Source organism: Bradyrhizobium sp. LHD-71 (assembly GCF_031157255.1).
Lineage (GTDB): Bacteria > Pseudomonadota > Alphaproteobacteria > Rhizobiales > Xanthobacteraceae > P52-10.
Genome location: NZ_JAVIFX010000029.1, coordinates 1 through 24,800, shown reverse-complemented (window position 1 = coordinate 24,800; position 24,800 = coordinate 1). Strand labels below are relative to the sequence as shown.

The window sequence follows — 24,800 nt, the reverse complement described above, 5'->3', positions numbered from 1 at the left end:
CCGATCCGCCTGCCGAACAGAGCATCCCCATGAATGATATCTGGCGCTTGTCCGCCGTCGAAGTTGCCTCGCTCGTCCGTCAAAAGAAGATTTCCGCACGCGAGGCGATGGTCTCCGCGCTTGACCGGCTCGAACGAGTCAATCCTCTGATCAATGCCGTGGTCGATTACAAGACGGACTACTCGCTCGCTCAGGCCGACGCCGTGGATGCTGCGATCGCGCGGGGCGAGCCGGTTGGACCGCTCGCGGGCGTGCCGGTCACCATCAAGGTGCTGACGGACCAGGCCGGTTTTGCGACGACCAACGGGCTCCGAATTCAGCGCGACCTGGTGGCGCAGACGGACAGCCCGATGGTGGATAATTTCCTCAAGGCTGGGGCAACGATCGTCGGGCGAACTAACACGCCGGCCTTTTCCTATCGGTGGTTCACCGACAATCAGTTGCACGGCCTGACGAAGAATCCTCGCAACAATGCGATCACGCCGGGCGGCTCTTCCGGCGGCGCGTCGGCTGCGACTGTCGCCGGCATCGGCCATATCGGTCATGGCACGGACATCGCGGGTTCAGTGCGCTATCCAGCCTACGCTGTCGGGATTCACGGTCTGCGACTCACATTGGGACGCGCACCCAACTTCAACGCTTCCGGGCCGGAACGTTCAATCGGCTCGCAGATCATGGCGGTGTCCGGACCGCTCGCGCGCACGATCGCCGATCTGCGCATCGCGTTTGCCGCGATGGCGGCGCCGCACGCGCCGGATGCACGCGATCCCTGGTATGTGCCCGTGCCACTCGAGGGCGCGCCGGCAAAAAAAGTCGCGGCGCTCTGCATCGCTCCCGATGGCCTGGAGGTGGCGAGCGAGGTGAAAGCTGCGCTGGTCGACGCAGCCAAGCGCCTGGAGCGGGCCGGCTGGACGGTAGAAGAGATCGTCAAGACGCCGCCGCTGAAGGAGGCGGCGCAGTTGCAGGTCAACCTCTGGATTGGCGATAATTATGAGGCGCAGCTTGCGGCTGCCGAACGCGAAGGCGATGCCGGCGCGCTTGCGTGCCTGCGTGGTCACGCTGGTGTCGGCCGCGCGCTGAATCTTGCAGGCTTTTCGAGCACGCTGATCCGCCGCGCGACGCTCACGCGCGAGTGGCAGCTCTTCTTCGACCGCTTCCCGGTCCTGCTGATGCCGGTCTCGGGCGAGTTGCCGTTCGAAGACCAGCTCGATCTTCGCGACGCGGAATCCTGGGCGCGGGTCTGGCGGGCGCAAATGCCGGTGATCGGAACGCCGTTCATGGGATTGCCCGGCTTGACCGTCGCAACTGGCCTGGTCGGACAGACGCCGGTCGGCGTGCAGGTCGTCGCCGGCCGCTATCGCGAAGATCTCTGCCTGCTTGCCGGCGAGGCGATAGAAGCCGGTGGCGTGCCGCCGTCGCCGATCGATCCGGTGGGGCTCGCCTAACAGCACTGCGCAGACCGCCGGTTGACAGCTCCCTGGCGCGGTTCATCATGCGCGAAAACATAACCAGGGAGCGAAACGCCATGGCCGATCTCGTGATTCGCGGCGGCACGGTTGCCGATGGTACAGGCGGCGAACTCTTTGAAGCGGATATCGCCGTCACGAACGGCCGCATCAGTGAGGTCGGCAAGGTCTCGGCAAAGGGCGCCGAGGAGATCGATGCCAGGGGCAAGCTGGTCACGCCGGGTTTCGTCGATGTGCACACGCATTACGACGGACAGGTGACCTGGAGCCACGAGATCACCCCATCGTCGGAGAACGGCGTCACCACTGCGATCATGGGCAACTGCGGCGTCGGCTTCGCGCCGTGCCGCCCGTCGGACCATCGCCGGCTGATCGAATTGATGGAAGGCGTCGAAGATATTCCAGAGCCGGTGCTGTCGGCGGGCATTCCGTGGGAGTGGGAGAGCTTTCCGGATTACATGAATTGGCTGGCGAAACGGCCGTTCAATATCGATATCGGCGCGCAGCTGCCGCATGCGGCCTTGCGGGTCTACGTGATGGGCGAGCGGGGCGCTCGGCGCGATCCGGCGACGGTGGAAGACAATGATGCGATGGCGGTGCTCGCTGCCGACGCCGTCAGAGCCGGCGCGCTCGGCTTTTCCACCTCGCGCACGCTGAACCATCGCACCTCGACCGGTGATTTCACCCCGACCTTGAAGGCTGGCGAGGACGAACTGGCGGCGATCGCGGCTGCGATGTGCGGGGCAGGCCAGAGTGTGCTGCAGTTCGTGCTGGATCAGCATACCATCGACGAAGATCTGCCGATGATGTTGCGAATTGCGGACCGGACCAAATGTCCGATCACCTTGTCGGTTGCGCAGGGTGACCGCCAGCCCCATCGCTGGCGGCAGACGCTGGACAGCCTCGCAGAAGCAGCCGCACGCGGGCTGACGGTGACGGCCCAGATCGCCGCGCGGCCAGTGGGCCTCCTGCTCGGCCTCGAGTTGTCGCGCAACCCGTTCCAAACCCATCCGAGCTACAAGGCGATCGCCAAGCTCCCGCTCGAGGAGCGCCTCAAGCGTCTGCGCGATCCGCAAACGCGTGCAGCAATCCTGAGCGAAGGGGCGACCACGACGGACGATCCGCTGTTCTTCCGTCCGAACTACGACAAGATGTATCTGCTGGGTAATCCGCCGGACTACGAACAGCCACCGGAGCGGACGCTCGGCGCACGCGCCAAGCGCGAGGGACGAAAAGCCGAGGAACTTGCCTACGACGCGATGCTCGAGGATGACGGCCGCGGCATGCTCTACGTGCCATTCCTGAACTACTCTGATGGCAATCTCGACGCGGTGCATGCAATGCTGAAGAATCCACACGCGGTGCCGGGACTGAGCGATGGTGGCGCGCATTGCGGCATCATCTGCGATGCAAGCTTTCCGACCTACCTGTTGACGCACTGGACCCGCGACCGCACCCGTGGCGAAAAGCTCACGATCCCGTTCGTGGTTGCCGCGCAGTCGCGCCGAACCGCAGAGTCGGTCGGGCTGATGGATCGCGGTGTCCTGGCAAAAGGCTTCAAGGCCGACATCAACGTGATCGACTACGACCGTCTGCATCTGCATCCGCCGAAGGTGCACTACGACCTGCCGATGGGCGGGCGGCGGCTGCTGCAGCAGATCGACGGCTATGACGCGACGATCGTCTCAGGTGTTGTCACGCAACGGCATGGCGAGCCCACCGGCGCACGGCCGGGCCGGCTGGTGCAAGGCGTGCAGGCGCGGCCATCGCATATGCACGAGTGATGGCTATCGAAGATTGCGCCGAACTCGGCGCGCCCCCTCTCCCCGGCGGGGAGAGGGGGCCGGCCGAGTGCGTGGCTGCCTATCCCAAACGCGATAACCCTGCTCTCGGCGAGCGACAACCCCTCAGCCGTTCGCCACGAGCCGGTCGATGGTGACACCTTTGCCGACACCGGCGCGATCCTTGTGGGGCGTCGTGTCGATTTCCTCGAGTTCGATCTCGCGGTTCAGCACCTTTTGCTTCCAGGCCTGATGCTCCGGTTCCTGCGCGTGGAATTCCGGCATCACCTCCTTGGCAAACAGTTCGAGCGATTCGCAGATATGCTCGTGCTTGTTCTTGCCGGCCTGGTTGAGCAGGATGATGCTGTCGACCCGCGAGGTCTGGAACTTCTTCAGCTTGTTGCGGATCGTCTCCGGTGAGCCGATCAGGCCGCCGCGCAGTGCCTTCTGATGGGCTTCCGGATTGGCCTGCTTCCACTTGTTGTACTCCTCCCACATGCTGACCGTGCCGGGCGCGGCGCGTTCGCGATTGCGCGAGCCGGAGTAGTACGCGAGTGCGAACTGGAAGAAAGTGATGCCGTCGGCCCGTCGTCGCGCCTCCTCGTCAGTTTCGGCGCACATGAAGTAGGACACCATCGCGATGTTGCAGTTGGACTGATAGTCGCAGAGCCGTTCCTGCCGCTTCACGAAGGCATTGTAATAGGCGTGCACCCAGGCGTGCGCCATTTCCGAGGTGAGGAACTGGAAGCCGAGCGCGCCGATGCCGCGCCGGCCCGCCATCTCGATAGTCTCAAGCTGAGAGCAGGCGACCCACAGCGGCGGGTGCGGTTGCTGGATCGGCTTCGGCGTGACGTTGCGTAGCGGAAATTTGAAATATGGGCCGTCATACTGCCAGCCTTCCTTCGACATCATCGGGATGATGCATTTGACAGCATCTTCCCAGATCGCGCGTTTCTCCGCCATGTCGACGCCGAACGGCGCCAGTTCCTGCACACTGCCGGATTCGCCCATGCCGAACTCGACGCGGCCCTTGGAGACGAGATCCAGGCAGGCGATCTTTTCAGCCACGCGCGCCGGATGATTGGTGGTGAGCTGAATGATGCCGTGGCCCATCCGGATATTCTTGGTGCGCTGGCTGGCGGCGGCCAGGAACACTTCGGGTTGCGGCGAGTGGGAGTATTCGTCGAGGAAGTGATGCTCGACTTCCCAGGCGTAGTCGTAACCGAGCTTGTCGGCGAGTTCGACCTGATCAAGGGCGTTCTGATAAAGGTTCAGTTCGTCGTTCGGCCCCCACGGCTTCGGCAATTGCAATTCATAGAAAATTCCAAACTTCATCGCTGTTTCCCTCCGGTGGCGCTTTTAATTGTCGCTTCATTCTAGCGGGCGCCACACAACGGTCTACGCGACAGCGGCCGCAGTCCCATGCGTCGTTGGAGTAGGCTTGCGCAAAAAGCGAATTGACGCACTGCACATACCGCCGTCGCCGCTGCGGCGAGGGGCGCAAGTGATGACGATAACGCCCGCTACTTCGCCAGCTCGATGTCCAGCCAGCCGAGGCCGTTGACGCGCATCTGGTCGCCGACGTTGACGACGACGGTGGTGGTCTCCGCCTCGAGGATCGCAGGCCCCGTGACCGCGGCGCCAGGCGGCAGAGCCGCAATGTCGAAGACCGGGGTCTCACGCCAGCCGCCAAACCAGGCCCGCCGCATCCCTTTGGCATTTGCCTTGGCCGCGTCCGGCACCTCGGTCAGGGCCGTTGCGGTGGAGCCAACGGCCCCGACCGCCGCGGCACGCGCATTGACGAAAACCACCTCTTGGTCGCGCGAGGCGTAGGTGTAGAGCTCTTCGTGCCGCCGGTGGAATTCGTCGTGAATACGCGCCACCAGATCGGGCGCATTCCAGTCCAGGACATCAAGCGGCACATCGATCTCGAAGATCTGCTCGCCGTAGCGCATCTCCGCCGAGCGCTCGATGCGGACGGGGCCATCGAACCACGCGCGAAGTCGTGCGGTCGCGTGACTTTCGAGGTCACCGAAGATCGTCCGCATGGCTGCGTCGTCCATCGTCACACGCTCGCCGATGTGGGTGCGACTGGCCTCGTAACGCAAGTCGGTCGCGAGCATGCCCCAGGCCGACAGGACCGAGGCGACGGTCGGCACGATCACGCGCGGGATTTCGAGCTCACGTGCGACCTCAACCGCGTGCAACCCGGCAGCACCGCCAAAGCTCAGCAACGTAAAGCGCCTCGGATCAACGCCCCGACGCAGCGTCATCAGGCGGATGCCGTCCGCCATCTTCATGTTGATCAGTCGGAAGATGCCGGCGGCGGTGTCGTCGCGCGACAGCTTCAGTGCGCCCGCGACACGATCGACCGCACGTTCGCTCGCGGCGTGATCGAGCTTGCGTTTGCCGCCGAGAAAGTTCTCGGCGTCGAGATAGCCGAGCAGCAGATTGGCATCGGTAACGGTCGCGAGCGTGCCGCCGTTGCCGTAGCAGGCCGGGCCGGGGACAGCACCTGCGCTTTCCGGGCCGACCTGAAACGCGCCTGCCGTGTCGACACGAGCGATCGATCCGCCGCCGGCGCCGATACTGGCGATGTCGAGGCTGCGCAGGGCGATGCGTTCACCCGCGAGACCGCGCTCCGCGGAAAGCTGTGCCTCACCGCCGGCGATCAGCGAGATGTCGGTCGAGGTGCCGCCCATGTCGAAGGGAATAAGATTGGGAACGCCGAGCAATGCCGCGGAACGACGCGCGCCGGCGACGCCGCCCGCCGGTCCTGACAGCACGGTTGCCGCCGCGAGCCGTGCAGCTTCCTCCACCGGCGCCATGCCGCCGTGCGAGAGGATGACGAACAGGCTGCCCGCGAAGCCCGTTTCGCTCAAGCGGCGCTCGAGGCTGGTCAAATAGCGATGCACTGCCGGCCCGACATAGGCATTCACGACCGTCGTCGAGACGCGCTCGAATTCCTTGATCTGCGGCAGCACGTCGCTGGAGCGCGAGATGAAGATATCGGGCAGTGCCCGGCGCAGCCGCTGTTCCGCCGCGCGCTCGTGTGCCGGATTGCGATAGGCATGCAGAAAGCAGATCGCGACGGAGGTGGCGCCCGATTGCCTGATCGTCGCGATCGCGGCATCGAGCGAGGTATCGTCGAGCGGGGTCATCACCGAGCCGTCGGCACGCAGCCGCTCACGTACGGCAAGCCGCAGCTGACGCGGCACCAGCGGTTCAGGCGGCGGTGAGCGGAGGTCGTAGCGATTATCTTTCAGGCCCTCGCGCATCTCCAGCACGTCACGATGCCCTTCAGTGGTCAGCAGCGCCACCTTGGCGCCCTTGCGCTCGAGCAGGGCGTTGGTCGCAACGGTGGCGCCATGAACGATGCGCTGCGTTCGTTCAAGCATTTCGGTGCGCGACAGCTTGAGCCTGCGTGCCAGCTCGTCGAGGCCGGCGAGCACGCCGATCGATTGGTCCTGAGGGGTAGACGGCGATTTCGCGAACGTGGTTTCGCCGTGGCCGTCGATGACGACGAGATCGGTGAACGTGCCGCCGACATCGATGCCGATTGTAAAGGACGCCACTAGTCGGTCTCCGATGCTGTCGACGAGACGAGGCCCTGCTCGAGATCGCGGGCCTGTGCTTCCGCGCTGCGCCGTGCGTGGTCGCCCCAGCCACCTCCGCCGCCCGAGCGCACCTGCAGCACGTCACCCGGCGAGATGGCGATGCCGACCTCCTTGGTCTTCAGGACACGCTCCGCCTTGCCGTGTGAGATCAGCCGGTAATCGTGCGGCAGGCCGTCCTCGCCGCCGAGTATGCCGCACGCGCCATGGCGCGCGCCATCGCCGGCAGTGTTCGCGCGTGCCGGCTTTGCGGTCTCGACCACCAGATCGAGGTCGACGCCAAGCCCCCCGCGATGTTCACCTTTGCCGCCGGAATCGGTGCGAAACTCATGCCGTGCGAAATGCAACGGGAAACGTACCTCGGCGATCTCCACGCTGCCGAACTTGATGCCGCCGACGGTGTGCCATTCGCCGATCGACGACCATCCGTCGCCGCCTGCCGATGCTCCGCCGCCGGGTCGTGCGTGAAACATGTGCCAGATGAAGCCGCGGCCGGTGCGCGGGTTCTCTCCCTGGATGGCAATGCGGAAGCGCCGCCCCCAGCCGCCCATGACGCGGCCCGGGCACGAGCCCGACATCGCCTTGATGATGGCTTCGACGATTTCGTTGGACGGATGGCTGGTGCATAGCGTCACCGGCAGGCCGGGATCCGCCCAGACGATCGTGCCTTGCTTCGCTGCGACCTTCAGCGGCCGCAGGGCGCCGGAATTTTTCGGAATGTCGGGATCGATCAGGTAGGCGAACGCCATAGCGACCGCTGCCTGCATGTTGGCATGCGACGAGTTGACGAAGCTGGTGGTCTGCGGATCGGAGCCGGTGAGATCGACCTCGATGTCGCTGCCGCGCTTCGTCACTCGCGCGACGATGCGGATATCGTTGCGGCCATGCCCGTCGTCATCGAGCAGGGCCTCGCCGTGAAACACACCGTCCTTCCAGGAGGAGACGATCGCGCGCGTCTGCCGTTCGGAGGCATCGAGGATGTCTTCGATCGCCTGGGTGACAGTGGCCGCGTCGAGTTCAGTGAAAAGCTTCGACAGCCTGCGCTCGCCGAGATGGGCGGCGCCGACCATGGCCGCAAGGTCGCCGCGAAAGTCGCGCGGGTTGCGGATATTCAATGCGATCATATCGAGCACGTCTTCGCGCAGTCGCCCGGCTTCGTAGAGCTTCATTGGCGGGATGCGCAGACCTTCCTGATAGATCTCTGTTGCCATCGGATTGTAAGCGCCGTGGGTCGCGCCGCCGATGTCGCTTTGATGTGCACGCACGATGGTCCAGAATAGCCGTTTGCCGGCATCGAACACCGGCACGAACGCCGTCACGTCCGGCAGATGGCTGCCGCCGTGATAAGGGTCGTTCATCAGGATCACGTCGCCCGGCTGCACGTCGTGAATGCGCTCCTCGACCGCGCGCGTCGCCCACGGCAGCGCGCCGACATGCACCGGGATATGATCGGCTTGGGCAATCAGCCGGGCCTGCGTGTCACAGATCGCCAGCGAAAAGTCGCGGCTCGAGTTGAGAATCTGCGAATAGGACGTGCGCAGCATCGCTTCACCCATCTCGGCAACGATGGCGCTGAGACGATGTTGGACGACGGCGCGTGTGATCGGATCAACTTGGCTTGACATGTGTGGTTCGCTGCGGCGGTTCCTTCAAGTTCCCAAAATGACAGCAAACGTGACGAATGCCAATCGCTGGAACTGCGCGGATAGTTGCAAAACTGTGCGAACGCGGACCGCCGCTTGCTCAAACGTGACATCTTCGCAGCGATGTTCGAGCCGGAACATCGTCATACGTCGCGCGTTCAAAGGGTACAACATGCAGTGGAGGATAGACATGTTCGCAAAGAAATTTGCGGTTGGATTGGCGGCGGCTGCACTCGTCTCCACCACCGCTTTCGCTCAGGCGCCTGCTCCGCCCAAGGAGTCCGCTCCGACGGGGCAGTCTTCATCGATGCCTCGGGCGGATAGTTCGGCACCGACGCAGACGCAGAGCGCGAATGAGTGGCGTACGTCGAAGGTCATCGGCCTCTATGTGTACAACGATGCCAACGAACGTCTCGGCTCGATCAACGATCTGTTGACGGATTCCAGCGGTAAGATCAGCAAGGCGGTGATCGGCGTCGGCGGCTTCCTGGGGATCGGCGAGAGTGACATCGCCGTGGACTTCGACCAGTTGAAGTTCGTCAATGAGCCGATGCGTACGACCTCAAGTTCGGGTACGTCGCCGGGTGGCGGTGCGGGCGGCTCGGTCGGCACGACGGGTACAACCGGCACGACCGGTACGACGAGCGCGTCGAAGCCGAGCATCAATCCTGATCATGCCAAGCTGAGCATGACCAGGGAGCAGCTCAAGGCTCTGCCGCAGTTCAAATACGCGAATTAACGCGTCCACACGTTCAGCAAGAGGCCGCAGCCGTGCTTGTCGCCTGGCTGCGGCCTTTGCTTGTCGACTGCAAACCCATGAACGTGTGCGAGGCGTGGGAACTTGCCTGCGGCGCCGTGCGTTCTCCCATGCAATAAATTCAAGGGAGGCATTCATGACGAGCGACACAATCGTCCGAAAGAAGCACACGCTGATCGCCAGCGACCGAGTGGAAGGGACGGCCGTTCGCCGTCCGAAGGGTGACAAGATCGGCTCCATTGAGCGGCTGATGATCGACAAGATCTCAGGCAAGGTTGCCTACGCCGTCCTGAGCTTCGGTGGATTCCTGGGCATCGGCCACAAGCATCTGCCGATTCCCTGGTCGCTGCTGAACTACAACGTCGAACTCGACGCCTATGAGCTCGACATCGCCGACGACGTTCTGCGCAAGGCTCCGTCCTCGGAGCAGAATACCGAGTTCGACTTCGGCGATCGGATCGATGAGGCAAAGCTGTACAACTATTACAACGTGCCGCCGTACTGGGGCTTCTGACGTTATCGCAGTTTGTAGCCTGCATGAGCGCAGCGATATGCGGGGACGCTCTCACTGCCGGCTGATGCCGTTTCCCGCATATCGCTCTGCTCATGCGGGCTACAGCTGCGCCGCGCGCGGTTACGCCTCCCAGCGTTTGGCACGCGCGAACATGCGGCGCAGGGTTGCCTCTGCTTCGCTGGCCTTGGTTTCGGGCAGCGTCTGGCGCAGCGCTGCGATGGTCAGCTCAAGCTGCGCCGTATCGAGCCGCGATTTGAGGTGCTCGAATTCAACCTGATGCAGTCGCGGCTTCAGCCTGTCGAACTGTGCCTGACGATCGTGAAGCGGCATGACGTCCTCTTTTGGTCTTGTTGATGAATGCTTTGGCAGACTTGAGCGGGCGTTGGCACCGCGCTGGCGCATTCGTGGCATGCATGCGCGTGTGCATCTGGAAGGCCTCCCATCCAATCGGGGAACGTGAAGTCCCGTAACCGGTTTTAGAGATGTTGAACAATCAACCGGGAGGAACATGATGAACATCAAGTTTGTCTTGGCGGTCGCCGCAGTCGCGGCCACCCCCATCATTGCAAACGCCCAGTCGACGACAGGGCAGGGCGCGGCAAGCGGTGCAGCGACTGGCGGCCAGATCGGCGGTCCGGTGGGCGCAATCGTCGGCGGTACAGTCGGCGCGGCGGTCGGTGCAGCGGTTGAGATTCCGAATGCACTGATCATGTCGGTTGAGCGCGCGAACGCACCGTCGGTCACCGTCCGTGAGCGCATCGTGGTCGGCGAGCGCTTGCCATCGAGCGTCCGACTGCGCTCGGTGCGGGAGTATCCGGATTACCGCTACGCGGTGGTGAATGATCAGCGCGTGATCGTCGAGCCTCGCTCGCGCCGGATCGTCCACATCCTTCAGTAGCGGCTATCTTTGCTCGACGAAAATGGCCCCGCCTTTGGCGGGGCCATTTTGTTGGGCCGATCTTTTTCCCGTCCCTTATTGCGACGCCTCGCACGCTGCCGCAGCCGGCACGTTAACACTTTGAACGAGATGTGAACGAAGCACGCCCGAATCAGCGACTTCGGTTCAAATCGTGTCCGTCGTGCTCCACATCTCGTGGGGCGGCCAAGCGACGCGACCAGATCAAGTAAGGAAGGACGCGCGGCTTTCCTGAAATTTGCGGTTTTCGCGTTAACAATCTCGAACGGCTGGTTAATCCATTCTTAAGAAATCACTCAGCAATCTTGCGGTAGCCGTCGGGGGAGAAATTGCCAGATGTCCAGCCGAGATGCTTTCGCCAAAGACGACTGCCCTGTGGAAGACGAACTGCTCGGAAGCCTTTACCGCGCAAGTCCGCAAGGGCTTCAGGAGCTCGCCCGGTCCGTGCCGCCTGAGACTCGCGCCATGCTGGCGCTGTTCTGCTATCGCCGCAGCCATATGCAGGACCTTGCACTGGCGATCGCATCAACCTGCGAATTGCGAGACCTGACGGAGTGGGGCGGGACCTTGGGTTCGACGATCTATGCCCAGGCGCAGCAGGCGGCGCGCAAGCCCGTCGCGATTGAAGCGAGCAGCCGGCGCAAGGTCACGCTTTCCACCGCGCCGCTCGCGACGTTTGCTCGCCCTGTTGACGATCTCGACGATGATGACCTCGGCGAGGATATCGAGCCCGTGCTCGGTTAGGCGGCCGTACGATCTAGAGGCTGCTTTCCTGCGCCATGGCGGTGGCCACGGATGTGCGCCGGCGCGCGAAGTATCCGACCGCAAGGATGCCCGCGACCAGAATCCACACGGTGATCGCAATCGGCGTATCGACGAAGGCCCACAGGTCGCCCTGGCTGAGAAACAGCGTCTCGCGAAAGTGCTTCTCGATATTCGGGCCGAGGATCAGGCCGACAACCAGCGGTGCAAGCTGGAAGCGCAGCTTGTTGAAGGCATAGCCGAGCAGGCCGGCCCCGAGCAGCACCCAGACGTCGAAGATGCTGTTGCGGACGCTGTAGGCGCCGATGACGGATAGCACCAGCAGGATCGGCAGAAACAGGTAAAGCGGAATCCGCAGGAGGCTGACCCACACGCCGATCATCGGAATGTTCAAGGCAAGCAGCATGACGTTGCCGATATAAACCGAGGCGATCAGGCCCCAGAAGATCTCGGGCTTCTCGGTGATCAGAAGCGGTCCCGGTTGCACGCCCTGCACCAGCATTGCCGAGATCATCAGCGCGGCGATCGGTGTGAACGGAATGCCGAGCGCGAGCAGCGGCACGAGCGACGCCGTTGCCGCTGAGTTGTTGGCCGCTTCAGGGCCAGCGACGCCTTCGATCGCGCCGCTGCCGATTTCGTCGGCGTGTTTGGAGACTGCTTTCTCCAGCCGGTAGGAGGCGAACGAGGAGAGGGTCGCTGCCGGCCCCGGCACCAGGCCGAACAGGAAACCGAGACCAGTGCCGCGCAGCCATGAGGGCACTGCGCGCTTCCACTCCGTGCGGGTCGGCAACAGTTCGCGCATCTTCACGCTTTGCGGGCGGGCTGCGGCATGCGCCTTGTCCTCGATCAGCAGCATGAGCTCGGCGAGCCCATAGAGGCCGACGACGATTGGCACGAGCGAGACGCCTTCTACCAGATGCAGGATACCGAACGTGTAACGGGTTTCGCCGGTCACCGCCTCCTGGCCGATCGTGCCGAGCGCAAGTCCGACCGCCATTGGCAGCAGCGAGGAGGCGAGCGTGCCTCCGGAAATGCGGGCCATAACCATCAGGCCGCCGAAGGTCAGCGCGAAGAAGTCGGCAGGTCCAAACAGGATCGCCACCTTGGCCAATGCCGCCGAAAACAGCATGACGCCGATTACGGCCAACGTGCCGCCGACGAATGAGCCGACGGCGACGATCGTCAGTGTCGCGCCGGCGCGCCCCCTGCGCGCAAGCTTGTAGCCGTCGATGGCGGTGACGACTGAGGCGGACTCGCCGGGAATATTCAGAAGGATCGCTGTGGTCGAGCCGCCATACATCGACCCGTAGAAGATCCCCGCCATCATGATGAGCCCGGCCGTCGGATCGAGAGAGAATGTCAGAGGCAGGATCAGAGCCACGCCGGCAACAGGCCCCAGTCCGGGCAGCACACCGATCGCCGTCCCGGCAAATGCTCCGGCGAAGGCGGCGAGCAGGTTGGCCGGTGTCATCGCGACGCCAAGCCCGTAGAACAATCCCTCGAAAGCAGTCATGGGGAAGCGTCGACCTCAGAATAGCCGCGTCAGGCCGTAGGGCATCTGCACCTGAAGGAAGCGGACAAAGAACAGTTCGAATGAACCGGCGATGACGACTGCGTATAGCGCAAGGCGGAGCTTTGATTTGTCCGAGAGAATTGCCATCGCCACGAACAGGAACAGAGCCGAGGCGATCAGGTGACCGATGTACTCCATGGCCACGAAGTAGATCGCGAACGCGCCGAGCACAAACACCAACCGTCGCAGATCAGCGCCGGCCGGCAACGTGAACGTGGCGCCGTGAACCTCGTTCGACGTGTTCCTGCGCTCGAGCAGAATGGCGATGGAAGCGACCGCCAGGATGATACCGACGGCGATCGGAAAGATCGCCGCGCCTGGCCGGTGCCATCGCCCAAAATCCAGTTCGCGCCAGGCGTAGAATGTATAGGCGGCGCTAAGGACGAGACCTGCAACGGCCGCAATGCGTCGCCCGGTGGCGACTGAACAGGTGTGGCTGCTCATCTATTTCGCGCTTTCAAGAAAGTCGTTCACTTCCTTGAACTGCCTTTCATAGTCCATCAGTTCCTTTTTCATGTCGTCGCCGAACTTGGGGTCCATGGTGTAGCCGTTGGCGACGGCAAAGGCTTTGAAGTCTTCGCCTTCGAGCACCTTCTTCGAAGCGGCGAACAGCTTGTCGAGGATCGGCTGTGGAATGCCCTTGGGCGCGATCACATAGTAGGCGGTGCGAACGGCGGACTTCCACGGGGTCTCGCCGGTCGGCTTGGCGTCCGGGAACAGGAAGTATTTGTCGTTGCTGAAGGTTGCGATGACGCGCAGCTTGCCGGCATCGACCTGGCCCTTCATGGTCGCACCGAAGCCGACCGAACCATCGACCCGGCCACCCAACGCCGCGAGCAGCGCCTCACCACCACCGCCGGTAAACGGCACGGTGGTCACACGCAGGCCCGACTGTTTGTTGAAATGTTGCATGGCCAGATCGGGCGTTGTGCGCAAGCCCGAAACGGACACCTTCAGCTTGCCCGGGTTCTTGCGCGCTTCCGCGATGAAGTCGTCGAAGGTCTTGAATCTGCTGTCGGCAGGGACGCCGAGAATCGACGGCAGGTCGGCCAGCTTGACGATCGACTGGTAGCCATCGGTGTCCTTCCAGGCGAGGCCCTTCATCTCCAGCGGCTGGTAGGCGAGCGACGAGTTCGAACCGAGGCCGATGGTGTAGCCGTCCGGCGCGGCGCGGACCACGGCTCCGGTGCCGATGGTGGCGGACGCGCCCGGCTTGTTCTCGACAATGAGCTTGACCTTCAGTTCCTTCTCGAGGATTTCGCAAAACTTCCGGCTGATCGGATCGGTCGAGCCGCCCGGAGCATAGGGCACGATGAAGGTGATGTCGCGGTTCGGCCATTCCTGAGCCTGCGTCGGTCCGGCCGCGCCAAGTGCGGCGATGCCAGCTACGGCAAGCAGGACGTTGCGTCGATTGAAGGCCAGACCCATATGCGCTCTCCAGCGTTTCTTGCTCTTGCGCGCGACCATTGCGATTGACATCGGGCCGCGTCAACTGCTTCTGCACAGCGGAATAAAGGTTCTGAAGCCGTCCGCCGGAATAGCCGTTCTGCTCTGCGTAACCTAGCTAGTAACGGACCGCCGGACGGTCTAAAGGTTCCAGCCCCGACCAACCGAGCGAGCTATGGCCCATCCTATCCCCGAAGTTCTGAAGGCGTTCGCCGAAGGCGAGATGGTTGTCGTCACCGATGATGACGATCGCGAAGGCGAGGGCGACCTCATTGTCGCAGCCGCGCTCTGCACGCCGGAGAAGATGGCTTTCATCATCCGCCACACCTCCGGTATCGTTTGCGCGCCCATTACCTCTGAAGATGCGCGCCGCCTGCGGCTCGATCCGATGGTCGCCCACAACGATTCCGCGCATACAACCGCATTTACTATTTCGATCGACTACAAACCTGGCGGTACGACCGGCATTTCGGCCGAGGAACGCACCGCCTGCTGCCGGGCGCTCGCCAATCCGAATGTCGGCGCCAACGATTTCGCGCGTCCCGGCCATATCTTCCCGCTGATTGCGCGCGACGGCGGCGTGCTGCTTCGCTCCGGCCATACGGAGGCCGCGGTCGACTTGTGCCGGCTTTCGAACCTGCCGCCGGTCGGTGTCATCTCTGAACTCATGAACGACGACGGCTCAGTGATGAAGGGCGCGCAGGTCAGCGCCTTTGCCAAGAAGCACAACCTGAAGCTCGTGACGATCGCCGACCTGATTGCCTACCGGCAGGCCCGCGAGAAGCTGGTCGAGCGCGTGTCGACGTTTACGGTTGAAAGCCCGATTGGGCCGCTGCAAGGCTACGCCTATTGCACGCCGTTCGACGACATCTACCACGTCGCCTACGTCTACAAGGGGATCGGCGACGGCAAGAACGTGCTGACGCGCTTCCACAAGCCCAATCTGGTGCGTGATCTGTTCACCGGCGTGAGCCGCGTACGTGCTGCTCTGGAATATTTTCAGACGAACGGCAGCGGCGTGCTGATCTACCTGCGCGACGGCGCTGCCGGCGTGCCGGTCGCGCCGCTCGGCGAGCCGAATTCCGCGGAGGCCGCACGCAACCAGCAATGGCGCGAGGTCGGTGTCGGCGCGCAGATCCTGCGCGATCTGGGCGTCACGTCGATCCGCCATCTCACCTCGAGCGCCGTCGATTTCAAGGGACTCAACGGCTTCGGGATCGAGATCGTCGCTACTGAGCCGTTCAAGTTCGAACCGAATTGATCCCCGTTTGCCGTCGCGGCTGCTTTGCAAGCGGCGGTCAACCTTTTAACTTGCCCCCGACCCGGCCCGCTGTGATCTTTGCCGATCTGCCGGCGGGCGCCGAAACAAGAAGGAACCTCCATGAGCGTGCAACCCAAGAAGGCTCACTCGCACAAGGATGCCGAGGCGAAGTTCAAGTGGGATGACGCACTGTTGCTCGACGATCAGCTCACTGAAGACGAGCGCATGATCCGCGACACCGCCCGCGCATACGCGCAGGAGAAGCTGCTGCCGCGGGTGATCGACGCCTACCTCAACGAGAAGACCGACCGCGAGATCTTCAACGAGATGGGTGCGCTGGGCTTGATCGGCGTGACGTTGCCGGAGGAATACGGCTGCGCCAATGCGAGCTACGTCGCCTACGGCCTGATCGCGCGCGAGATCGAGCGCGTCGATTCCGGCTATCGTTCGATGAACAGCGTGCAGTCGTCGCTGGTGATGTATCCGATCTATGCGTATGGCGACGAGAACCAGCGCAAGAAATATCTGCCGAAGCTTGCAACCGGCGAGTGGGTCGGCTGCTTCGGCCTCACCGAGCCGGACGCCGGTTCCGATCCGGGCGGCATGAAGACCCGCGCAGAAAAGGTTTCGGACGGTTACCGCCTGACCGGTTCGAAGATGTGGATCTCCAACGCGCCGATCGCCGACGTGTTCGTCGTCTGGGCGAAGTCGGCAGCGCACGACAACCAGATCCGCGGTTTCATCCTTGAGAAGGGCATGAAGGGTCTCAGCGCGCCGAAGGTCGGCGGCAAGCTCTCGTTGCGCGCTTCGATCACCGGTGAAATCGTGCTCGACGGAGTCGTGGTGCCCGAGAGTGCGCTGCTGCCGAACGTCTCCGGCCTCCGCGGTCCGTTCGGTTGCCTCAACCGCGCCCGGTACGGCATCGCCTGGGGTGTGATGGGCGCCGCCGAAGACTGCATGCACCGCGCGCGTCAGTACACGCTCGACCGCAAGCAGTTCAACCGGCCGCTCGCGGCCACGCAACTGGTGCAAAAGAAGCTTGCCGATATGGAGACCGAAATCGCGCTCGGTCTGCAGGGTGCGCTGCGCCTCGGCCGGCTGTTCGACGACGGCAAGATGGCGCCGGAAATGATTTCGATCATGAAGCGCAATAACTGCGGCAAGGCGCTCGACATCGCCCGCACCGCGCGCGACATGCACGGCGGCAACGGTATCCAGATCGAATATCACGTGATGCGGCACGCCGCGAACCTGGAGACGGTCAACACCTATGAAGGCACGCACGACGTGCACGCGTTGATCCTCGGCCGCGCCATTACGGGTATCCAGGCCTTCGCTTAATCTTTACCTTTCCCCGCTTGCGGGGAGAGGTCGCGCGGCGACGCCGGGCGGGTGAGGGGTACAGGTCCCTCCACAGATGCCAACGGGCGAGGAGAGTCATCAGCCCCTCACCCCAGCCCTCTCCCCGAGCGGGGAGAGGGAGCACGAAGAGATTGTTCACTCGAAGGACAACGCCATGAGCGATGAGGACGTAGGCTTCAACAAGGACTTTCCGCTGAAGCCGGGTGTGGTTGAGGAGGTCATGCCGGGCCTGAGGCGGATTCTCTGCGACAATCCCAGCCCGTTCAGCTTCACCGGCACCCTTTGCTACATCGTCGGTCGCGGCAAGGTGGCGATCATCGATCCGGGACCGGACGATGCCGCGCACGCACAGGCCGTTCTCGATGCAGTCCGCGGCGAGACGGTCACGCATATTTTCGTCACTCATACCCATATCGACCATTCGCCGAACACGCCGCGCATCAAAGCCGCCACGGGCGCCACGGTTTATGCCGACGGCAATCCGCTGGTCTCGCGCTTCGTGGTCGACGGCGAGAAGCGCACGAGCGAGGCCGGCGGCGACATGACGTTTGTGCCGGACGTCAAGCTTGCCGACGGTGAAGTGATCGAGGGTGACGGCTGGTCGATGCAGGCCGTGGCCACGCCCGGGCACGCGTCAAACCACATGGCATTCGCCTGGCGCGAAAAGAAGGTGCTGTTCTCCGGCGATCACGTGATGGGTTGGTCGACGTCGATCGTTTCGCCGCCGGACGGTTCGATGATCGATTACATGGCCTCGCTGGAGAAGCTCCTGCATCGCGACGAGGATCTCTATTTCTGCGGCCATGGCCCGCAGGTGCCCGATGCGAAGCGCTACGTCCGCTTTCTGCAGCGGCACCGCAAGGCGCGCGAGGACTCGATCCTGCACCGTCTCGCCAAAGGCCCGTGCGATATCCCTACCATTGTGCGCGCGAGCTACATCGGCATCGATCCGCGGCTCGTCACAGCGGCGGGGCGCTCGGTGTTCGCTCACCTGGAGGATCTGGTGGCGCGCAAGATCGTTGCCACCGACGGCCAGCCGTCGATCGAGGGCACCTACCGCTTGGTCGCGCCCTTGGCCTGAGCGCCTTTCGCCGGTGTCGTCGGCTGTTTCGGCACAGGCTTGGCGTTGTCGGTCGCTTCGTTGATGTCCTCGATCAGCTTGGCGACCCGCGCGGCGTTGCTGCCGAGATCGTGGTCGAAATAGCGTGAAGACGAGCGCATATCGATGCGCGCGCCGGGCCCGTCCGGCAGGATGCGGACGGCGATATCCTCGCGAAAACCCATGATCGGGGTGCGGGCGATTGCCTCGATCTTGCCTTCGCGGCGGGGCGGGGCAGGCGGGCGGGCATCGACCACCAGCCATTTGCGCCTGTTGATCAGCCTCAGCACGGTGTCATAGGCCTTCTGCGGCGGTACCTCGACTGTAGCCGGTTCGAGGTCCGGGTAGGCCGCGCGCTGCTGCGCCGCCGAATAGAGGCCGGCATAGGCTGCAGGGTTTGCGCCATCGCCCGCGCGCAGCCGCGCCAGGGCCTCGAATCGCGGCGGGTCGATCGGATCCGTGGTGATGTCGTAGATCGGCGGCAGGCGTCGGTATTCGAACGCCAGGTAAAGTGGATAGGCGAGGATCGCGACGTCAAGCAGCAGCGCCACGAGGATGCGGCCCATGCCGCGGGAACCGTTCTGCCAGATCGCGGCAAACGCTGCCAGCGAGACGAGGATCGACAAGAGTGCGACCGCCAGCGCGCCGAAGAACGTCGCAAGCGCCGGCTTGAATTCGAGAAAGCCGAAACGGATGATGATGATCGAGACGATCGAGGCCACGAGCGAGAACACAGCCAGACGCCTCGCCCAGGTCGCGAGCGCTGAAAACGGCTCCGATTGATACGCCGCGGAAAACCTGCGCGCCATCTCGCTGATTGGCCTTCTGCTCTTGATCGGCCGTGTGAAACACGGGTTCAAAAAGAATACAAGGCGGACATGACCCCCGGGCAAACGGCCGTGGAGCATGATCGCAGGCACGGTACGGCCATCCCGTGAACAAATCCCTCATCCTGGGGTGCGCGGAGGCGCGCCGTCTCGAACGCCGAGGCCCGGGGGCCGGCGTTGTGTGGTCGTCTCATCCGTCGCCCGGCCACACTTCTCGGGAGCTACGCCAGGCACTTCGGGATGACGGATTTATTCCCAGAATGCGTTTCGGATGAAATCCGGGCCGATCCCCGGCAAGGATTCCCGGATTTCATCCGCGCTGCACGCGCGCCCGCCTCACGCCGCCGCGGTCGGCAGCGCGTAGTCCTTGAATTTCACCCGCAGGTCGGTCTTCTTGATCTTGCCGGTCGCGGTGTGGGGAATTTCATCGACGAATTGCACGTCGTCGGGCATCCACCACTTGGCGATCCTGCCTTCCATGAACTTCAAGATTTCCTCGCGCGTGGCGGTCTGTCCCTGCTTGAGCTGGACGATCAGAAGCGGGCGCTCATCCCATTTCGGGTGGGCGACGCCGATCACCGCAGCCTCTGCGACCTTCGGATGGCCGACTGCGAGGTTCTCGAGATCGATCGACGAGATCCACTCGCCACCGGACTTGATCACGTCCTTCGAGCGGTCAGTGATACGCAGGTAGCCATATTTGTCGATGGTGGCCACGTCGCCTGTATCGAAGAAGCCGTTATCGTCGAGGACCTTCTCGTTGAGGCGGTAATAGGCGCCAGTCACCGCGGGTCCGCGAACCTTCAGCCGTCCGAAGGTCGTGCCGTCCCACGGCAGATCCTTGTTGGCGTCGTCGGTAATCTTCATCTCGACCATGAACGGCGGAAAGCCTTGCATGGCCATGACGTCGACCTTGGGCTCGCCCTTTAGATTTGCGTATTGCGGCTGCAGCGCGCCGACGGTGCCGAGCGGTGACATCTCCGTCATGCCCCAGGCGTGGCGGACCTCGACGCCCATGTCGTCAAAGGCCTTGATCATCGAGCGCGGCATTGCCGAGCCGCCGCATACCACCACCTTCAGATCGGGCAGGGTGAGCTTGTTGGCGTCCATGTACTGCAGCAGCATCAGCCACACCGTCGGGACACCGGCGGTGTTAGTGACCTTTTCAGTGGAGAGCAGCTCGTACACCGAGGCGCCGTCGAGCTTGGGGCCCGGCAGCACCAGCTTGGTGCCCATCGAAGGTGCGGAGAAGGCGATGCCCCAGCTGTTGGCGTGGAACAGCGGCACCACCGGCAGCATCGTGTCCTTGGACTTCGTGCCGAGAGCGTCGCCGTTATTGGCCATCAGCGCGTGCAGCACATTGGAACGGTGCGAGTACAGCACGCCCTTCGGATCGCCAGTCGTGCCGGAGGTATAGCACATCGCGGCCGCCGTGTTCTCGTCGAAGATTTTCCACGCGAAGTCGCCGTCGACTGTGCCGATCCATTCCTCATAAGAGACGGCGTTCTTCAGCTTCGTCTCCGGCATGTGCGCCTTGTCGGTATAGATGATGTAGCGCTCAACCGTCGGCAGCTTCGCCGCAAGCGCTTCGAGCAGCGGCACGAAAGTGAGGTCAACCATGACGATGCGGTCTTCGGCGTGGTTGATGATCCAGGCGATCTGGTCGGGAAACAGCCGCGGATTCACGGTGTGGCAGATGGCGCCGATTCCCATGATGCCGTACCAGGATTCAAGATGTCGCCAGGTATTCCAGCCGAGCGTGGCAACGCGATCGCCGAGCTTGATGCCGTCGCGTTCCAGCCGCTGTGCGACCTTCAGCGCGCGGGCGCGGATCTCTCTGTAGTTCGTGCGGTGGATCGGCCCTTCGACCGACCGCGTGACCACTTCCCGCTCGCCGTGGATGGCTGCTGCGTGATCGATCATCCGATTGCACAGCAACGGCCAATCCTGCATCAAACCGCGCATACTCTGCTTCTCCTTCAGCGTCCTTCGTCCCATCCGGCCTGCTTTGCGTGCCGGTTCCTGGCCCTATTTAGCGCGGCCCAAATACGCCGCAAACCCGTTTTGGTTCCCTCTTTGGAATAAAGGCCAACCATGCGAGGGATGCAATCGCCTTCCAGGCCTGGGTGGCGTTGATCTGGATGCAGCGGAATGGGCGGGCAGGGCGCGTGTCTCACTTGAACTTGAAACTTATGCTTGGGGCCTATTCTGCCGCCATGCTGCTGCTTTTTTGCGCCGACACGGCACCTGCTGCAGCGCGTGTGCCGCTACCTAAGCCGCGGCCGATCGAAGCACCGAAGGCGGAGAGCGCAGGCGAGGCTGACAAGCAGGCGGAAGAAAAGGCCGCACCGCAGCCGTCCGCCTGCCGTCTCGCGTTGACCGAAGATATTGCAATCGCACCGACGCTGCCGCCGATCACCGGTCCGGGCGCCTGCGGCGGCGACGATATCGTACGGCTCGAGGCCGTGGTGCTGCCGGACAAGAGCCGCGTGCCGTTGAAGCCGGCGGCGACCCTGCGCTGCCCGATGGCCGCCGCGATTGCCGAATGGGTGCGCAGCGATGTCGCGGCGATTGCGGCCGAGGCAGGGTCGTCGATCAGCGAGCTCGACAACTTCGACTCTTTCGACTGCCGCGGGCGTAACCGCGTCGCGGGCGCGCGCCTGTCCGAGCATGGCCGCGCAAATGCGCTGGACGTGCGGGGTGTCAAGTTTGCATCCGGCCGGTTCCTGTCGTTCACGGATCGTGACGCGCCGCGCGAACTGCGTCAGAAGCTTCTCGCGTCGGTGTGCGCGCGCTTCACGACGGTCCTTGGCCCGGGGTCGGACTGGTACCACGAGGACCACATCCATCTCGATCTTGCCGAGCGGCGCAACGGCTATCGCATCTGTCAGTGGGAGATCTGGGATTCGCTGCCGAAGGTCGCGCCACTGCTGCCGGCGGTGCGGCCCGATGACGCGCCGCCGCGTGCGGTGGCGGAAGAGAAGGGCGGGCAGCAAGAGGCGCCGGAGAAGGCCGCAGGGACAGAGCAGCCGAAACAGGAGCCCGCGCCGCAGAGGAGGAGGGCCAACAAAAAAGGCGCCGGAAGGTCCGGCGCCTTTCGTTAGACTGTCTGCTGCCTCAGTATGTTGAGGTGCCGATGCCTTGCAACGCCACCCGCGGATTGACCGGTGAATCGCCTGCCTTGCGATCGAGCACCACGACGATAGTGCCGATCTTTACGCGCGTGTAGAGATCGATCACATCCTCATTGGTCATCCGGATGCAGCCGGAGGAGATCGACTCGCCGATATACTCCGGTTGGTTGGTGCCGTGGATGCGGAACAGCGTGTCTTTGCCGCCCTGATAGAGATACAGCGCGCGCGCGCCAAGTGGGTTGTCCGGACCGCCTTCCACCTGCTTCGGCAGACCTTCGATGCGCCGGTGAATGTCGGCCGTGGGAATCCACCGCGGCCATTCCTGCATGTTGCCGACCTTGGCGATGCCCGAGAATGCCAGAGCCTCTTCGCCGACAGTAACTCCGTACCTCAGAGCCTTGCCGTTGTCCTGCACGAGATAAAGGTAGTGGTTATCGGAATCGATAACGATCGTTCCGGGGGTTTCCTTGCGATGATAGTTGACGATTGCGCGGCGATACGGCTGCGGAATTTGGGCATTGGCGTAGCGCGCCTTGGCAAGCAGTTCCCTGTCGCGCGGTTTCAGGTTGGCGTCAGATGCAGCCTCGTACGTCGCTGTCTGGCACGCAGCCAGCATAAGCGCAGCAGCCGCGACCACCGCCAGACGGGCGACAAGTGAAGAACGTGAGGACGACATTCGAATTTTTACCCCTCAACTATCCTTCGGGTGTCCCAAAACCGAAGGCCGGCAGGCCTTACTGCCCGATTCCGACTGGATGTAGTTACCTCAAGCAATTGCCCTTTTTCCAGCTTCTCAGCGTTCATGTCGCTTCGCAGCATGCCGGATGTGGCATTTTTGCTTCACACTCTCGGTGTACGCACTCAATGTAACGGAGAGGCTTTAAGCAGCCGTTAACCACGCCATTTCCACAGGCAGGCGCAATTGAAAGATGTCTAAATTGTGGCGAAGTGGCCTGAACCGCGCGCCCTTGTCCGAATCCCCAGCGCGAGGCACGGATGCCGGACTGCCCATCCCGCCCTGCGCCGCTCCAACGATCCTCACAAGCGCAAGCCAGGTACGCCAATGCTCTCGGTTTTTGTTCCCGCCAACAACACGCTGAAGATGGTCGAGCCGGCTCCCGGCGAGCCGCTGCCGCAGGAGGCCGTTTGGATCGACCTGATCAACCCGCAGCAGCCCGAGGACAAGCTCGTCGAGAAGCTGGTCGGCATTGAGATTCCGACCCGCGAAGAGATGCAGGAGATCGAGATTTCCTCGCGGCTTTATGTCGAACGCGGGGCGCGCTACATGACCGCAACCTTGATGTGCGCCGCCGACAGTGATGCGCCGCGCACCACGCCGGTGACCTTCATCCTCTCCGGCCATCGACTCGTCACCGTCCGCTACGATAACCCGAGGCCGTTTGCGCTCATCGAACATAAGCTCGCGCGCAACTGCTCGCCCGGCATCAATGGCGAGATGGTGTTGATGGAATTGCTCGACGCGGTGATCGACCGCTGCGCCGACATCCTCGAACGCGCTGGCGCGGAGATCGACAGCGTCAGCCGCGCGATCTTCGAGCCGGAGCAGACGCGCAACGGCCAGGCGAAGCAGTATTCCAGCATCCTGATCAGCATCGGCCGCAAGGGCGACTTGACGTCGAAGGTCCGCGAAAGCCTGGTTTCGATCGGCCGCCTGGTGACCTTCGTCGCCGCTGAAATTGAAGGCGTAAAATGGTCGAAGGACATGCGCGAGCAGCTCAAGACCATGCAGCGCGACGTGGTCTCGCTGACCGACCACGCCTCCTATCTGTCGAACAAGACCACCTTCGTGCTCGACGCGATGCTTGGTGTCGTCAACCTCGAGCAGAACAACATCATCAAGCTGTTCTCGGTGATGGCGGTGGTGTTGATGCCGCCGACGCTGATCGCTTCGATCTATGGTATGAACTTCAAGTTCATGCCGGAGCTCGATTGGCATTTGGGCTATCCGCTGGCGATTGCCTTGATGGGGCTCGCCGGAGTCCTGCCGTATGTATTCTTCAGGTGGAAGAAGTGGTTATAACGCGCCGAGCGCTTCAGCTCAGCTCGTTTTCGGAAATTTCTGCGAGCCTTGATCAAGTGCGGAAATAGTATCCGAGCTTGAAAGCGCAGCTTCCATGGATCGGAACGAAAGTCGTTGTCGGCCGTGCCGTGATGTGGCGACCGCCGTTGATCCGTCGAAGCATCCAGCCATCCACCCGACAATCCAAGCGAAGTTGCGACCGGCCTCATGCTGCGGACATCGATCGCGATGCATCCTCGATGACGTCGCGCGGGCATCCGTTCGTCAACGATCCTGTCGGAGTTGATATAAAGCTATAGCAAGCTGTCTTTTGGGGTGATAGCCTAGGATCTCATGAGCCGATCGGGACCAATCGCCAAATTTTCGGGGCCGGAAGCACCGGTTGATCTGGCATCGGCGCCGGCTTTGTCCGACCGGTCGCCGATGCCGCTCTACCATCGGCTTTATGTCATCCTGCGGGACCGTATCGCTAGCGGCACCTACCCGGGCGGTTCGGTGCTTCCGAGCGAATTCGAACTGACGGAAGCGTTCAACGTCAGCCGCATCACCGCGAAGCGCGCCCTCGATGAACTTGCTACTGAAGGCCTTGTTGAACGCGTGCGCG

The 24,800-nt window shown here is 63.0% G+C and carries 22 protein-coding genes; 12 read left to right on the top strand and 10 right to left on the bottom strand.

Annotation, left to right across the window (positions count from 1 at the left end; genetic code table 11):
* The first annotated feature begins 29 nt into the window (after positions 1 to 29).
* Together RCO31_RS27065 and RCO31_RS27060 are read left to right on the top strand one after the other, a co-directional pair.
* The gene (locus tag RCO31_RS27065; RefSeq protein ID WP_308971470.1) at positions 30 to 1,445 is read left to right on the top strand and encodes an amidase family protein; all 1,416 of its coding nucleotides are present in this window, start codon (positions 30 to 32) and stop codon (positions 1,443 to 1,445) included.
* An 80-nt stretch (positions 1,446 to 1,525) separates the two neighbouring features.
* Positions 1,526 to 3,250: an amidohydrolase family protein gene (locus RCO31_RS27060; protein ID WP_308971469.1), complete on the top strand. Its 1,725-nt coding sequence runs from the start codon at positions 1,526 to 1,528 to the stop codon at positions 3,248 to 3,250.
* Between the two features lie 123 nt (positions 3,251 to 3,373).
* Here RCO31_RS27060 and RCO31_RS27055 read toward each other — a convergent pair whose 3' ends face one another.
* The 3 genes from RCO31_RS27055 to RCO31_RS27045 form a co-directional block, all read right to left on the bottom strand.
* Positions 3,374 to 4,582 (bottom strand): LLM class flavin-dependent oxidoreductase, encoded by a 1,209-nt coding sequence (locus tag RCO31_RS27055; protein WP_308971468.1) that lies wholly within the window; start codon positions 4,580 to 4,582, stop codon positions 3,374 to 3,376.
* 188 nt (positions 4,583 to 4,770) lie between these two features.
* Positions 4,771 to 6,822, bottom strand: coding sequence for a hydantoinase/oxoprolinase family protein (locus tag RCO31_RS27050; RefSeq protein WP_308971467.1), 2,052 nt, complete (start codon positions 6,820 to 6,822; stop codon positions 4,771 to 4,773).
* The gene (locus tag RCO31_RS27045) at positions 6,822 to 8,486 is read right to left on the bottom strand and encodes a hydantoinase B/oxoprolinase family protein (RefSeq protein WP_308971466.1); all 1,665 of its coding nucleotides are present in this window, start codon (positions 8,484 to 8,486) and stop codon (positions 6,822 to 6,824) included. Before RCO31_RS27045 ends, RCO31_RS27050 begins: the two co-directional genes overlap by 1 nt.
* 208 nt (positions 8,487 to 8,694) lie before the next feature.
* Between RCO31_RS27045 and RCO31_RS27040 the strand changes: the two genes are divergently transcribed.
* On the top strand, positions 8,695 to 9,243 hold the full coding sequence (locus RCO31_RS27040) for a PRC-barrel domain-containing protein (RefSeq protein WP_308971465.1): 549 nt from the start codon (positions 8,695 to 8,697) through the stop codon (positions 9,241 to 9,243).
* Positions 9,244 to 9,397: 154 nt separating this feature from the next.
* Complete coding sequence (locus RCO31_RS27035) at positions 9,398 to 9,775, top strand: PRC-barrel domain-containing protein (RefSeq protein ID WP_308971464.1); 378 nt, start codon at positions 9,398 to 9,400, stop codon at positions 9,773 to 9,775.
* A 120-nt stretch (positions 9,776 to 9,895) separates the two neighbouring features.
* Here the strand turns inward: RCO31_RS27035 and RCO31_RS27030 are convergent, their stop codons facing one another.
* Positions 9,896 to 10,105 (bottom strand): hypothetical protein, encoded by a 210-nt coding sequence (locus RCO31_RS27030; protein WP_308971463.1) that lies wholly within the window; start codon positions 10,103 to 10,105, stop codon positions 9,896 to 9,898.
* Between the two features lie 181 nt (positions 10,106 to 10,286).
* Here RCO31_RS27030 and RCO31_RS27025 point away from each other — a divergent pair, with 181 nt between their 5' ends.
* Together RCO31_RS27025 and RCO31_RS27020 are read left to right on the top strand one after the other, a co-directional pair.
* Complete coding sequence (locus tag RCO31_RS27025) at positions 10,287 to 10,673, top strand: DUF1236 domain-containing protein (protein ID WP_374991537.1); 387 nt, start codon at positions 10,287 to 10,289, stop codon at positions 10,671 to 10,673.
* A 354-nt stretch (positions 10,674 to 11,027) separates the two neighbouring features.
* Positions 11,028 to 11,435, top strand: coding sequence for a hypothetical protein (locus RCO31_RS27020; RefSeq protein ID WP_308971462.1), 408 nt, complete (start codon positions 11,028 to 11,030; stop codon positions 11,433 to 11,435).
* Between the two features lie 13 nt (positions 11,436 to 11,448).
* Here RCO31_RS27020 and RCO31_RS27015 read toward each other — a convergent pair whose 3' ends face one another.
* From RCO31_RS27015 to RCO31_RS27005, 3 genes are read right to left on the bottom strand one after another with little or no spacing between them, the layout of a single operon-like run.
* Positions 11,449 to 12,966 (bottom strand): tripartite tricarboxylate transporter permease, encoded by a 1,518-nt coding sequence (locus RCO31_RS27015; protein WP_308971461.1) that lies wholly within the window; start codon positions 12,964 to 12,966, stop codon positions 11,449 to 11,451.
* A gap of 15 nt (positions 12,967 to 12,981) precedes the next feature.
* A complete protein-coding gene (locus RCO31_RS27010; RefSeq protein ID WP_308971460.1) occupies positions 12,982 to 13,470 on the bottom strand; it encodes a tripartite tricarboxylate transporter TctB family protein in 489 nt (162 codons plus the stop codon).
* Positions 13,471 to 14,505, bottom strand: a complete 1,035-nt coding sequence (locus RCO31_RS27005) for a tripartite tricarboxylate transporter substrate binding protein (RefSeq protein WP_308971459.1) — start codon at positions 14,503 to 14,505, stop codon at positions 13,471 to 13,473. It abuts the gene before it with no gap.
* 142 nt (positions 14,506 to 14,647) lie between these two features.
* On the opposite strand from RCO31_RS27005, the gene ribB reads away from it, so the two are divergent.
* The 3 genes from ribB (at position 14,648) to RCO31_RS26990 (ending at position 18,176) form a co-directional block, all read left to right on the top strand.
* A complete protein-coding gene (gene ribB / locus RCO31_RS27000) occupies positions 14,648 to 15,733 on the top strand; it encodes a 3,4-dihydroxy-2-butanone-4-phosphate synthase (RefSeq protein ID WP_308971458.1) in 1,086 nt (361 codons plus the stop codon).
* A 120-nt stretch (positions 15,734 to 15,853) separates the two neighbouring features.
* A complete protein-coding gene (locus RCO31_RS26995; RefSeq protein WP_308971457.1) occupies positions 15,854 to 17,074 on the top strand; it encodes an acyl-CoA dehydrogenase in 1,221 nt (406 codons plus the stop codon).
* A gap of 175 nt (positions 17,075 to 17,249) precedes the next feature.
* Positions 17,250 to 18,176 carry an MBL fold metallo-hydrolase gene (locus RCO31_RS26990; RefSeq protein ID WP_308971456.1) on the top strand — a complete coding sequence of 309 codons (927 nt, stop codon included), beginning with the start codon at positions 17,250 to 17,252 and terminating at the stop codon, positions 18,174 to 18,176.
* Here RCO31_RS26990 and RCO31_RS26985 read toward each other — a convergent pair.
* Complete coding sequence (locus tag RCO31_RS26985) at positions 18,149 to 19,003, bottom strand: DUF1499 domain-containing protein (RefSeq protein ID WP_308971455.1); 855 nt, start codon at positions 19,001 to 19,003, stop codon at positions 18,149 to 18,151. The genes RCO31_RS26990 and RCO31_RS26985 overlap by 28 nt on opposite strands.
* Positions 19,004 to 19,357: 354 nt before the next feature.
* The gene (locus RCO31_RS26980; RefSeq protein ID WP_308971454.1) at positions 19,358 to 20,986 is read right to left on the bottom strand and encodes a fatty-acid--CoA ligase; all 1,629 of its coding nucleotides are present in this window, start codon (positions 20,984 to 20,986) and stop codon (positions 19,358 to 19,360) included.
* A 203-nt stretch (positions 20,987 to 21,189) separates the two neighbouring features.
* Here RCO31_RS26980 and RCO31_RS26975 point away from each other — a divergent pair, with 203 nt between their 5' ends.
* Complete coding sequence (locus RCO31_RS26975) at positions 21,190 to 22,125, top strand: extensin family protein (protein WP_374991536.1); 936 nt, start codon at positions 21,190 to 21,192, stop codon at positions 22,123 to 22,125.
* A gap of 13 nt (positions 22,126 to 22,138) precedes the next feature.
* On the opposite strand, the gene RCO31_RS26970 is transcribed toward RCO31_RS26975, so the two are convergent.
* Positions 22,139 to 22,831, bottom strand: coding sequence for a L,D-transpeptidase (locus tag RCO31_RS26970; RefSeq protein ID WP_308971453.1), 693 nt, complete (start codon positions 22,829 to 22,831; stop codon positions 22,139 to 22,141).
* Positions 22,832 to 23,218: 387 nt separating this feature from the next.
* Between RCO31_RS26970 and RCO31_RS26965 the strand changes: the two genes are divergently transcribed.
* On the top strand, positions 23,219 to 24,196 hold the full coding sequence (locus tag RCO31_RS26965) for a magnesium transporter CorA family protein (RefSeq protein ID WP_308971452.1): 978 nt from the start codon (positions 23,219 to 23,221) through the stop codon (positions 24,194 to 24,196).
* Between the two features lie 333 nt (positions 24,197 to 24,529).
* Positions 24,530 to 24,800 (top strand): GntR family transcriptional regulator (locus tag RCO31_RS26960; RefSeq protein WP_308971451.1); only part of this gene is annotated, 271 nt, incomplete at its 3' end.

Bases quoted from the DNA above. Each gene is read 5' to 3' on its own strand.
- RCO31_RS27010 (WP_308971460.1), bottom strand. From the start codon at position 13,470: ATGAGCAGCCACACCTGTTCAGTCGCCACCGGGCGACGCATTGCGGCC.
- RCO31_RS27055 (WP_308971468.1), bottom strand. From the start codon at position 4,582: ATGAAGTTTGGAATTTTCTATGAATTGCAATTGCCGAAGCCGTGGGGG.
- RCO31_RS27015 (WP_308971461.1), bottom strand. From the start codon at position 12,966: ATGACTGCTTTCGAGGGATTGTTCTACGGGCTTGGCGTCGCGATGACA.
- RCO31_RS26980 (WP_308971454.1), bottom strand. From the start codon at position 20,986: ATGCGCGGTTTGATGCAGGATTGGCCGTTGCTGTGCAATCGGATGATC.
- RCO31_RS27060 (WP_308971469.1), top strand. From the start codon at position 1,526: ATGGCCGATCTCGTGATTCGCGGCGGCACGGTTGCCGATGGTACAGGC.
- RCO31_RS27035 (WP_308971464.1), top strand. From the start codon at position 9,398: ATGACGAGCGACACAATCGTCCGAAAGAAGCACACGCTGATCGCCAGC.
- RCO31_RS26990 (WP_308971456.1), top strand. From the start codon at position 17,250: ATGAGCGATGAGGACGTAGGCTTCAACAAGGACTTTCCGCTGAAGCCG.
- RCO31_RS27040 (WP_308971465.1), top strand. From the start codon at position 8,695: ATGTTCGCAAAGAAATTTGCGGTTGGATTGGCGGCGGCTGCACTCGTC.
- RCO31_RS27025 (WP_374991537.1), top strand. From the start codon at position 10,287: ATGAACATCAAGTTTGTCTTGGCGGTCGCCGCAGTCGCGGCCACCCCC.
- RCO31_RS27065 (WP_308971470.1), top strand. From the start codon at position 30: ATGAATGATATCTGGCGCTTGTCCGCCGTCGAAGTTGCCTCGCTCGTC.
- RCO31_RS26985 (WP_308971455.1), bottom strand. From the start codon at position 19,003: ATGGCGCGCAGGTTTTCCGCGGCGTATCAATCGGAGCCGTTTTCAGCG.
- RCO31_RS27030 (WP_308971463.1), bottom strand. From the start codon at position 10,105: ATGCCGCTTCACGATCGTCAGGCACAGTTCGACAGGCTGAAGCCGCGA.
- RCO31_RS26995 (WP_308971457.1), top strand. From the start codon at position 15,854: ATGAGCGTGCAACCCAAGAAGGCTCACTCGCACAAGGATGCCGAGGCG.
- RCO31_RS26965 (WP_308971452.1), top strand. From the start codon at position 23,219: ATGCTCTCGGTTTTTGTTCCCGCCAACAACACGCTGAAGATGGTCGAG.
- RCO31_RS27005 (WP_308971459.1), bottom strand. From the start codon at position 14,505: ATGTCAATCGCAATGGTCGCGCGCAAGAGCAAGAAACGCTGGAGAGCG.
- RCO31_RS26970 (WP_308971453.1), bottom strand. From the start codon at position 22,831: ATGTCGTCCTCACGTTCTTCACTTGTCGCCCGTCTGGCGGTGGTCGCG.
- RCO31_RS27045 (WP_308971466.1), bottom strand. From the start codon at position 8,486: ATGTCAAGCCAAGTTGATCCGATCACACGCGCCGTCGTCCAACATCGT.
- ribB (WP_308971458.1), top strand. From the start codon at position 14,648: ATGGCCCATCCTATCCCCGAAGTTCTGAAGGCGTTCGCCGAAGGCGAG.
- RCO31_RS27020 (WP_308971462.1), top strand. From the start codon at position 11,028: ATGTCCAGCCGAGATGCTTTCGCCAAAGACGACTGCCCTGTGGAAGAC.